This is a genomic window from Microcoleus sp. (assembly GCF_041354475.1).
In the GTDB taxonomy this organism is placed as follows: Bacteria; Cyanobacteriota; Cyanobacteriia; order Cyanobacteriales; family Microcoleaceae; genus Microcoleus.
In genome coordinates, this window is sequence record NZ_JBGJZU010000072.1 from 22,750 (window position 1) to 32,597 (window position 9,848).

Annotated in this window: 7 protein-coding genes; 4 read left to right on the top strand and 3 right to left on the bottom strand. The window is 44.9% G+C overall.

The genetic code is table 11. From position 1 onward, the window contains the following. Positions 1-166: 166 nt before the first annotated feature. Entirely contained in the window at positions 167-1,171 is a 1,005-nt protein-coding gene (locus ACBR23_RS22310; RefSeq protein ID WP_371117565.1) for a DUF4349 domain-containing protein, read from the bottom strand. A 154-nt stretch (positions 1,172-1,325) separates the two neighbouring features. Between ACBR23_RS22310 and ACBR23_RS22315 the strand changes: the two genes are divergently transcribed. The 3 genes from ACBR23_RS22315 (at position 1,326) to ACBR23_RS22325 (ending at position 5,706) form a co-directional block, all read left to right on the top strand. Continuing rightward, positions 1,326-3,794 carry an ATP-dependent helicase gene (locus ACBR23_RS22315; protein WP_371120441.1) on the top strand — a complete coding sequence of 823 codons (2,469 nt, stop codon included), beginning with the start codon at positions 1,326-1,328 and terminating at the stop codon, positions 3,792-3,794. Between the two features lie 156 nt (positions 3,795-3,950). Beyond that, positions 3,951-4,697, top strand: coding sequence for a dienelactone hydrolase family protein (locus ACBR23_RS22320; RefSeq protein ID WP_371117567.1), 747 nt, complete (start codon positions 3,951-3,953; stop codon positions 4,695-4,697). A 109-nt stretch (positions 4,698-4,806) separates the two neighbouring features. Then, positions 4,807-5,706, top strand: coding sequence for a S1 RNA-binding domain-containing protein (locus ACBR23_RS22325; RefSeq protein ID WP_371117568.1), 900 nt, complete (start codon positions 4,807-4,809; stop codon positions 5,704-5,706). A 250-nt stretch (positions 5,707-5,956) separates the two neighbouring features. On the opposite strand, the gene ACBR23_RS22330 is transcribed toward ACBR23_RS22325, so the two are convergent. Continuing rightward, positions 5,957-8,122: an ATP-binding protein gene (locus ACBR23_RS22330; RefSeq protein WP_371120442.1), complete on the bottom strand. Its 2,166-nt coding sequence runs from the start codon at positions 8,120-8,122 to the stop codon at positions 5,957-5,959. A gap of 162 nt (positions 8,123-8,284) precedes the next feature. Further along, positions 8,285-9,565, bottom strand: coding sequence for a phosphoribosylamine--glycine ligase (gene purD, locus ACBR23_RS22335; protein WP_371117570.1), 1,281 nt, complete (start codon positions 9,563-9,565; stop codon positions 8,285-8,287). 22 nt (positions 9,566-9,587) lie between these two features. Here purD and ACBR23_RS22340 point away from each other — a divergent pair, with 22 nt between their 5' ends. Then, positions 9,588-9,761, top strand: a complete 174-nt coding sequence (locus ACBR23_RS22340; RefSeq protein WP_371117571.1) for a hypothetical protein — start codon at positions 9,588-9,590, stop codon at positions 9,759-9,761. Positions 9,762-9,848 lie beyond the last annotated feature (87 nt).

The window sequence follows — 9,848 nt, forward strand, 5'->3', positions numbered from 1 at the left end:
TTTAACTGGTTCCCCGGCTCTGCCTGGGAACCGAGATCCAGAGGCTCTGCCTCGAAAAGCTGCCGATCGAAATTGGAGGCAGAGCCTCCGCATCTGCATTACCAGGCAGAGCCTGGTAACGAGTAGAACAGGCATCTTGCCTGTTCTTAAAATTAATAACCAATGACTAATCAAGGGATTTCTGTTCCTCTATTTTGGGGACAGACTGTGGTTTCTTAAACTTCTTAAAACCATAAACCGCAGCCCCAATCACCAAAAAATAAGGAGTGTAAGCCAACAACCAAATACCTAAATCAAACAAACCAAAAGTTAATTCTCCTACAGAATGAGTGGCTTTCCCCCAAGTTTCCTGAATCCGCAAACCAAGAGAAGGTTCTGGAACTTGTTGAGAAGATACTGCTGCTTCTAAAGTGAGACTAATAGTAGAATAAGCCACTTGATTTCGCAAACTCTTTAACTGAGCATCAATTCGTTCGATAGACTCCCGAATATGGGTCAATTCTTGAGCAGCTTTGAGTACATCACCCACAGAACCAGAACGGTCCATAATTTTTAATACCACTTCCTCCGATTTACGCAGATTCCGCAGTCTAGCTTCATTGTCCACCAACTGAGCAGTCACATCCTCCGCAGTCAGAGCGCGATTCTGTACGGTTCCGAGTTTTGCTAAACTATCTAAAGTAGTTTCCAATCGTTCTTGAGGCACGCGAATCTGTAAAGTTGCCATTTGTCGGATACTAGAATCGGGTGGCTTTTCGCTTTGGAAACCCAAGATATCACCTTGCTGTTTTTCGACAATATTAGTCACAGATTTAGTGCTGGCATCAATAGATTTGACAACTAGACCAAGTTCGGCTTTTTTAATCAGTTGGGGACGAGTGGTGGGAGTTTCTGCTTTGACATCTTTGGCATCTTTTGGTGCAGCAGCCATTTTTGATGCTGCCGATTCTGCTCTGGTTGCTGGGGGTGCCACGGGTGCGGGAGAAGCTTGTGGAGCGCCAGCAGCCACTTGGTTTTCCTGGCTGGTGGGTTGAGTACCACAACTAGGCAAAGCAATGGTAGAGGATAAAGTTAAAAATGCGACTAGGGCAAAGCGAGTTGTGCTTTTGTTTAATCCGTTCCGACTTTGCTTTACTGGTGGCTGGGAATTGGTTTTAAGGTAAATTTGCATGGGTAGTTTGTCCTCTAAAAACCTTTGGGTATTAAATGTTATGGTGGTTTTAGCTTAAGCGGGAATCAATAGTCTCAGGATAGCTGATACAGAAATTGAAACGGTAGAGCGTTAAAAATATTTTTATCGACTAAAATCTCCTATCTAAAATCCCATGACTGACGAATTCGAGCCTAATTTTACTTCCTCAATTACTGGTATCAAGAGCCCCGAAAGCCTGTTTACTTCACAATCAGGATCGGAGTTAGCATCCATTTTGCGAGAACAAGCTTGTCAGAAGATTCGCGACAGCTTGCGTGACGCCCAGAAAGACATGGCAAATTGGCAAGGTGGCCCCCTTGCGGTTTCGGCGGTGCCTGGGGCTGGGAAGTCTACGGGAATGGCTGCTGCGTCGGCAATTGCGATCGCCCGCCATCAACTTCACAGCCGCCGTCAGTTAGTAGTAGTGACTTTTACGCGATCGGCTGCTGCTAATATTAAACTTAAAATCCGCGACAGATTGAAAGAGTTGTCTTTACCCCAAGGCGGTTTTGTTGTCAACACTTTACACGGTTTGGCATTAAATATTGCGAGGCGGCATCCTGATTTATCTGGTTTAAATTTAGAAAATTCAACTTTAGTTAATACCACTCAAAGTCACCGCTTAATTCGCGCCTGTGTAGAAAGTTGGATAGCGGAACATCCCCGCAGATATCAAATTTTGTTAGAAGGACAGCAATTTGATGGTGAGGAAACCGAGAGAATGCGACGACAGTCTGTTTTACGAACAGAGATTTTGCCACAGTTAGCTACCACTGTAATTCACGAAGCCAAATCTTCAGGTTTATTTCCTGAAGATTTGTTAGAAATGGGAGCTATGTCTGCGGGAGACAGTTATGAAATTTTAGCTGTAGCAGGCGGTTTATATCAGAAATATCAGGCTGTGTTGAAGAGTCGGGATTTTATCGATTACGACGAAATGATTTTAGCAGCCTTGCGAGTGTTAGAGAATCCGAGAGCAAGGGCGATCGAGCAAAAACAAGTATTTGCCGTTTTTGAAGACGAAGCCCAAGATTCTACACCTTTACAGACTCAGCTTTTGAAAACATTAGCTCAAGATCCAGAACATCCAGAATTAGCGGAAAATTTTATCAGAGTTGGCGACCCAAATCAAGCGATAAATTCTACTTTCACACCCGCAGACCCGATTTATTTTAACGATTTTTGTGATGAATGCGAACGTCAAAATAAGTTAGCCAAAATGTATGTAGCTGGTCGCAGTAGTCAGGTGATTATCGATGCAGCCAACTTTATTTTGAAATGGGTAAATGAGTCCGAATTAGCGGGAACAGAACCGCCGTTTCGCGAGCAAGATATTCAAGCTGTTGGCAGCGATGACCAGCAAATAAATGCGAACCCAGAACCCCTTGGTCGCGGCTTAGAATTGTACACTCCCCGCGATATCTACCAGAGCATAGAATTAATTGGCAAGCGAGTTATTCAGTTGGTAGAGGAATTTTTGCCAACAGATTTTCAATGGAAAAGTACCGAAAAAGATATCCCAGAATCTGGGGAAATGAGAGACGAAGAGAATCAGCAAACATTGCCCTTAGAACATCTCAAGTCGATGGCTGTTTTAGTGAGAGAAAACAAACAAGGAAAGTTAATCAAAGAGGTGCTAGAAAATCCTCATAAATATGGATTAAGCGTAGATTTAAAAAAATATGGGATTAAGATAGAAGATGTGGGAGAACGCGATCGACATTCTCAAGTACCTTGGGAAATCTTAACACTACTGCAATTTCTCGATCGCCCCCACTCACCAGACTACCTAAAAGCAGCACTCAAGATTTTGAGCGATCGGCAACTGATCCCCAAACAAGACTACAATGCCTTTACCACAAGCCCAGAGCAATTTCTGTACCCAGGCCCCCTCGACCCAAAGCAATCAGACCCAGTTAAGAAATGTCGCTACTTTTGCTGCGGTTTATTACAAGCCCGCTTAGAACTTCCACCATATCAAATCATCTCATTTCTAGCCCTAGCCCTGCAATACGACCAAACAGAATTAGCCACAGCAGACAAATTAGCTGAACGAGTCGCAATCCAAACTATTGGCAACAATTCAATGAGCAATATGTTGGGTGTGCTCAGTGAAATTGTCACTTCCGAAAGATTTGAACCAGTGGAAGCAGAAGAGAAAATAGAAGAACGCTATACCAGCAAAGGTCAACTAACAATCATTACCATGCACAAAGCAAAAGGATTAGATTGGGATTGCGTTTTCATCCCATTTCTACACGACCAAATTATACCCGGAAGTTTGCGAGTCTTACCACAAGCGAAATTTTTAGGAGATTTTACCTTAGCAGAAGTAGCCAGAGCACAAATCAGAGCTAGCTTACACAAAAAAGAGGCTTTTCCAACTCTCACTCAAGCCTGGGAACAAGCCGGATATTTGAAAACAGCAGAAGAGTTTAGATTGCTCTATGTAGCCATGACAAGAGCCAAAAGCTTGCTGTGGATGGCAGCCGAAAAAAAAGGCCCTTTCACTTGGAACAAACCCGATAATTTGCAAGAACTAAAGCCTTGTCCAGTCATGCCAGTTTTGAAACAAAAATTTCCTGATAACGTGATGTCGTAAAATTAACCAACCACCAAGACACGCAGAGTCCGAAGACAAAAAAAACTTCAGCCCAAAATCTTGGTATAATAGGAAAAATATTCATACAAAACTTCTCCTTTCTTCCTTCGTGTTCTTCGCGCCTTCGCGGTTCAATAACAAAAATCTCCTTCACAAATGACCAACTCAGAAATTCATACAGCTAACGTCAAAATCCCCAACGGCGATTTGCAAATCGCCGCCTACCTAGCCCAACCCTCAGCAGCAGGAAAATTTCCCGCAATTATCGTCATTCAAGAAATCTTTGGTGTCAACTCGCACATCCGCGAAGTTACCGAAAGAATAGCAAAAGAGGGCTATGTGGCGATCGCCCCAGCCATTTACCAACGCCTCGCCCCCGGCTTTGAAACAGGCTACACCCCCGAAGACATCAAAATCGGGAGAAAATACAAAGAACAAACTACCGCATCCGAACTCCTGAGCGACATCCAAGCCACCATCGACTACCTCAAAACCTTGCCATTTGTCAACCAACCAGACTTGGGCTGCATCGGCTTCTGCTTTGGCGGACACGTAGCCTACCTCGCCGCCACCTTACCGGAAATCAAGGCTACAGCCTCATTCTACGGTGCTGGCATCGCCACCCAAACCCCCGGTGGTGGCCCCCCCACCATCGATCGCACAGCAGAGATTAAAGGCACTCTCTACGGCTTTTACGGCATTCAAGACGCCAGCATTCCTTCAGAACAAGTCGATCGAATTGCCACAGAATTGGAAAAACATCATATTTCTCACCGAATTTTCCGCTACAATGCCGATCACGGTTTCTTCTGCAACCACCGCGGCAGTTATGACGCTACCGCAGCAGCCGAATCGTGGGAGCAAGTCAAGCATCTATTTCAACAGGAACTTCAACCTGTTTAGAGATGAGGAGAATGGGAGATGTGGAGACGGGGAAAATTTTCTACCAACAACTGACAACTGACAACTGACAATTGACAACTGACAACTGATAACTGACAACTAAACTTACATGAATTCCAAATCTACAGGTTCTCAAAGCGCAAAAGCATCCTTTTCAATGGACGATTTTGCAAAAGCCCTTGAACAGCACAACTACGAGTTTCAGAAGGGACAAGTTGTGCGTGGCAAAGTCTTGGAACACGACTCAAATGGTGCGTATGTTGATATCGGTGGCAAGTCTTCGGCGTTTTTACCCATCCAAGAAGCTGCTTTGAGAACCATCGCGAATTTGTCGGAAGTCGTGCCTTTGCAAGAGGAACGGGATTTTTTAATTATCCGCGAACAAGATGCAGATGGCCAAGTTACTTTGTCTCTGCGACAGCTACAAATTCAGGAAGCCTGGGAACAGCTAATCGAATTGCAGGAAAGCGGTAAAGTCCTTCAGGTGCGGGTTTCGGGCGCAAATAAGGGCGGGGTGACGGTGGATGTTCAGGGAATGCGTGGCTTTATTCCCCGATCGCACTTAATCGATCGAGATAACATAGAATCCCTGGTTGGTCAAGCTTTGACTGTCAGCTTCTTGGAAATAGACCAAGAGAGACAAAAACTGGTACTTTCCCAGCGCCTAGCAACTCAATCCTCTGCCTTCAGTCAGTTACAAATCGGTCAATTAGTAGAAGGAAAAGTCAGCAGCATTAAGCCTTTCGGCGTGTTTATAGACATGGAAGGAATTAGCGGTTTGCTGCACATCAAGCAAGTCAGCCAAAAATATATTGAAAACCTTTCCCAGGTGTTTTCTCCAGGTCAAATCTTGAAAGCAATAGTGATTGACCTTGATGAAAGCCGGGGCAGAATTTCGCTTTCTACCCGGATTTTGGAAAATTATCCAGGAGAAATAGTCGAAAAGATGGCGGACGTGATGGATACCGCAGAAGAAAGAGCCGAACGTGCTAGAAAAAGCCTTAGTTAGTAGTTAGTTGACAGTTGACTGTTGACTGTTGTTACAATAACTACATAATGCCTAGCAGTTCTAAAACAAGTGAGGTACGCTCCGATCGCATTCTGATGCCCAGGCGTACCTCATTTAACCAATAATATCGTTTCCGGTTGTATCGGAATGATTAAACCACAGAGAACACAGAGGACACAGAGAAAGAGAAGAGAGAAATCATAATTCCGATGTCAACGGATTTGATATAACTAATGACTAATGACTTCTTTCAAATAACATGACTCGAACTTATTTCACTCTCAACTTTTACATCAAGTGGCCAAGAATTTTCAATTTCTAAGGTTTTTTTCGGCTGATAAACTGCCAAATCAAACCAGAAAGTAGTACCCACATTAACTTCACTAACTAAATTAATTTTAGTATGGTGCTTGTCAATAATATTTCTCACAATAGAAAGACCTAATCCGGTTCCTTCTAAAGTGTGAACTCTGTTTTCTACCCTAAAAAAGCGATCGAAAATTGCCTGTTGGTCTTCGGGATCTATGCCAATCCCAGTATCAGAAATTTCGATGCGCACCGCCGGAAAATTGTGTGATTCCGATGATAGGTTGTGGTGTCCCGAAGCAGTATCATTGTGGTTTTCAGTCTGAGGGTCTAGCAGGTAAGCTCGAATAGCAACCCTACCACCCGCAGAAGTAAATTTCAAAGCATTTCCCACTAAATTTGCCAATACTTGTAGCAGCAAATCGTAATGACCTAAAGCAGAGGGCAAATTCGGGTCAACATCTTGTTCCAGTTCAATACCTTTATCCTTCGCATTCAATTTATAAGTGCGTAGGGTTTGTTCCACAGCTTGAGACAAATCCACTGCGTCCAATTGATAAACTCGACAGGATTCCAGCCGCGACAAGTCTAGCACATCGTTAACTAACCGAGTTAGTCGATCGGTTTCTCGATTAGCAATTTCCAGAAACTCCCGCCGCTCACTTTCTTGAAGGTCTTCTCCGTATTCGTAGAGAGTTTCAATAAAAGACTTGATATTAAACAAAGGCGTTCTCAATTCGTGAGAAACATTGCTAATAAAATTGCTTTTAGCTTCATTTAGTTCCACTTCCCGTGTAATGTCCTGCACGGTCATTGCAATGCCTTTGAGACTGTCCCGGTACTGGCCAGAACCTTGATATTTCAAAGTTTGTTCGTAGAAAGTACATTCCACAACCTCCGGGCGCTCCGGTTCATTACAGGTATTTTCATCGTCGCGGATACAGCTTTTGCAGAGAGATTCTGTGCCTGGTGCTTTGTGGAGAATTACAGTAGTTAAGACAATCCGAATGGTACGGTTTATGGGTTCCCTCATCGAGATCCGAAATTCGCCACCTTCGCGATCGCCCCCAGCTATTTGGTGAAGGGGTCTCGCCAATTCCTGCTGCACTTCCGCAGGCAAAATGTGCAGGACATTAATTCCGATCGCATTTTTGCCTTCCCATCCAAAAATCCGCCTTCCCGTCGGATTAACTAAAATCACCTGCAAATTGGCATCTAACAAAAGCGCCCCATCAGCAATCGTTGAGACCAAAGTTTCTAGCTTAGCTTTTTCCGCTGTTAATTCTTCAATATTTTGTTCTTCATAACTTTCCAGTTTCTGAGCCATCTCATTAAAACTGCCAATCAACTCGCCCAATTCTCCACCCAAAGGCAAGTCAACTCGCTGCTTAAAGTTTCCACTGGCAATGTTTTTGACTCCCAAAACTAATTGTTTAATTGGTTGAGTAATCGTCAGCGCATTAAATACAGCACCCAAAATTACCATGACCCAAATAGTCACAAATACTGCTAAAGTGACATCTCTGGTCAAATTGGAAGAGATGACAGCAGCGGGATTGGGATTAATCCCGATCGCCAAAACTCCCAAATATTTATCTTCATGAATCAGAGGAACAAATACATCAGTAACTTCTCCATCAGGAGTCAAGTGTTGTCGCACCAAAGGCACAGAAGTTAAATTTCTCGCCTCAATGTCAGCGATAAAACTATGGGGAAGTTTAATCTGACGTCGCAGAGTCAAGGAAGTTTGCACCTCCGATTCCGAGAAAGGTATCCCCAGAAAAATATCCCCTGCTTCGTCAGCGTAGAGCATATAGCGGACGCTAGAGGTACTGCTATAAAATTGACGGGAAAAACGAGCGACCTCTGAGCGGTCGTTTTTGGCAATCAGGGGAGCCACATTAGCCGATAACAGCAGACCCAGGTCACGACCGTAGCGGGTATCATTAAGTCTGGCATCTTGTTGGATAGTATTGACGGCCCAGAATGTCAGACCGCTCATAATTAAGGAAACTACGAGGGTAGCACCGGCCATCAGACGAGTCTGGAGGGTAAACTCCGACCACCAGCGAGCAATAATTTCTCCGATTTTGTTTAGTATGGCCAACATTTTACCAGTTAAAAATTTAAAGTAGAATTAAATAAAGAGGCTTTTCCTCAGCCTTTGTACACTGAATGAGTACACTACCGCCACTGAAAAGAACCCAGATTTATTGTGACACTTCTACTTTGAGATTGCTTGACTTCCCGCAAGTGGCCGATGTCGAAATTCCTAATTTTTGTCTGCCAAAGCTCGACGGCCGATGTCGCGCCGACAGTAGACCCCTTCAAACTCAATACAATCTACCGCCTCGTAAGCTTTAGCAATAGCTTGTTCCAAAGTTTCTCCCACAGCAGTGACACCCAAAACCCGACCACCGTCGGTGACTAACTGCTGCTTCAACTGAGTGCCGGCATGAAAGACTTCTGCACCTTTGGCTTCGGCTTCCTCAATGCCTGTAATAGTTTTGCCTTTTTGGAAATTTCCAGGATAACCCCCAGAGGCCAAAACGACGCAAACCGAAGCCCCGGACTTCCAGCGAATGTCCGAAAAATCTCCTAAACGCTGCACGCAGCAGGCTAGCAGCAAGTCTTCCAGGGGGGTTTCCAGTAGAGACAACACGGCTTGGGTTTCGGGATCTCCAAAGCGGCAGTTGAATTCTAAGACTTTGGGTTCTCCTTCGGGTGTAATCATTAAACCTGCGTAGAGTACGCCCCGATAGTCGATTTTGCGTTTTTGCAAAGCTGTGAGGGTGGGTTCCAAAATTTCTGTTTGAATCCTGTCCATGAGCTCTGGCGTGACAATCGGTGCTGGTGCATAGGCTCCCATGCCCCCGGTGTTGGCTCCCTTGTCACCTTCGCCGATGGCTTTGTGGTCTTGGGCGGGGACCAGGGGTTCTACTGTAATGCCGTCGGTGAGGGCGAGAATCGATACTTCTTGACCTGTTATATATTCTTCGACTACGACTCGGATGTTGTCGGTGCCAAATTCGCCGCGAAAAATGGTGTTGATGGCGGTGTGAGCCATTTTCACAGTGGTGGCAACGGTGACTCCTTTGCCTGATGCCAGTCCGTCTGCTTTGATGACGATCGGGGTTCCTTGTTCAACAACGTATGCTTTGGCTGCTTCTGGGTTGGTAAATACGGCTGCTTTGGGTGTTGGGATTCCTGCTTCGAGCATTAATTCCTTCGCCCAGGATTTGCTCGACTCAATTTGGGCTCCGGCTTTGGTAGGGCCGAAAACCATGAGTTTTTTCTGTTGGAAGTAGTCAACGATGCCTAGTGATAGGGGCAATTCGGGCCCGACGATGACAAGTCCGATGTTGTTGACCATCACAAAGCGTTCCATGCCTTGGAAGTCGTCGATGTTGAGTGACAAATTTTGGCAGCCGTTGGTGGTAGCTGTGCCGCCGTTGCCTGGTACGCAGAAGACTTGTTTAATCCGCGTTGATTCGAGCAGTTTTTTTGCGATCGCGTGTTCGCGACCTCCGTTCCCCACAACCAAAACTTTCACAGCATCCTCACCTATAATTTTTTTGCCTGAATGGCCACTTTGCAGTGTTGGTACTTATCTATCTGCTTTTTGCAGTGCTCTCAATTATGCCATGCTTGGCGCTAGGGAATTGCTAGATGTGGCACTTTTCTCGATCGTCCGGGATTGGCTGCTGTTAGAGATGATACTAAACGGCAGTTTCATAGACTTTTCCTGACATTAAAGACATCAGGTCCAAAAAACACGGTGTTCTTGTCGCAATCGCTGTCTGTAACTGGTAAAATAAGTATCAATGTTGGCACTC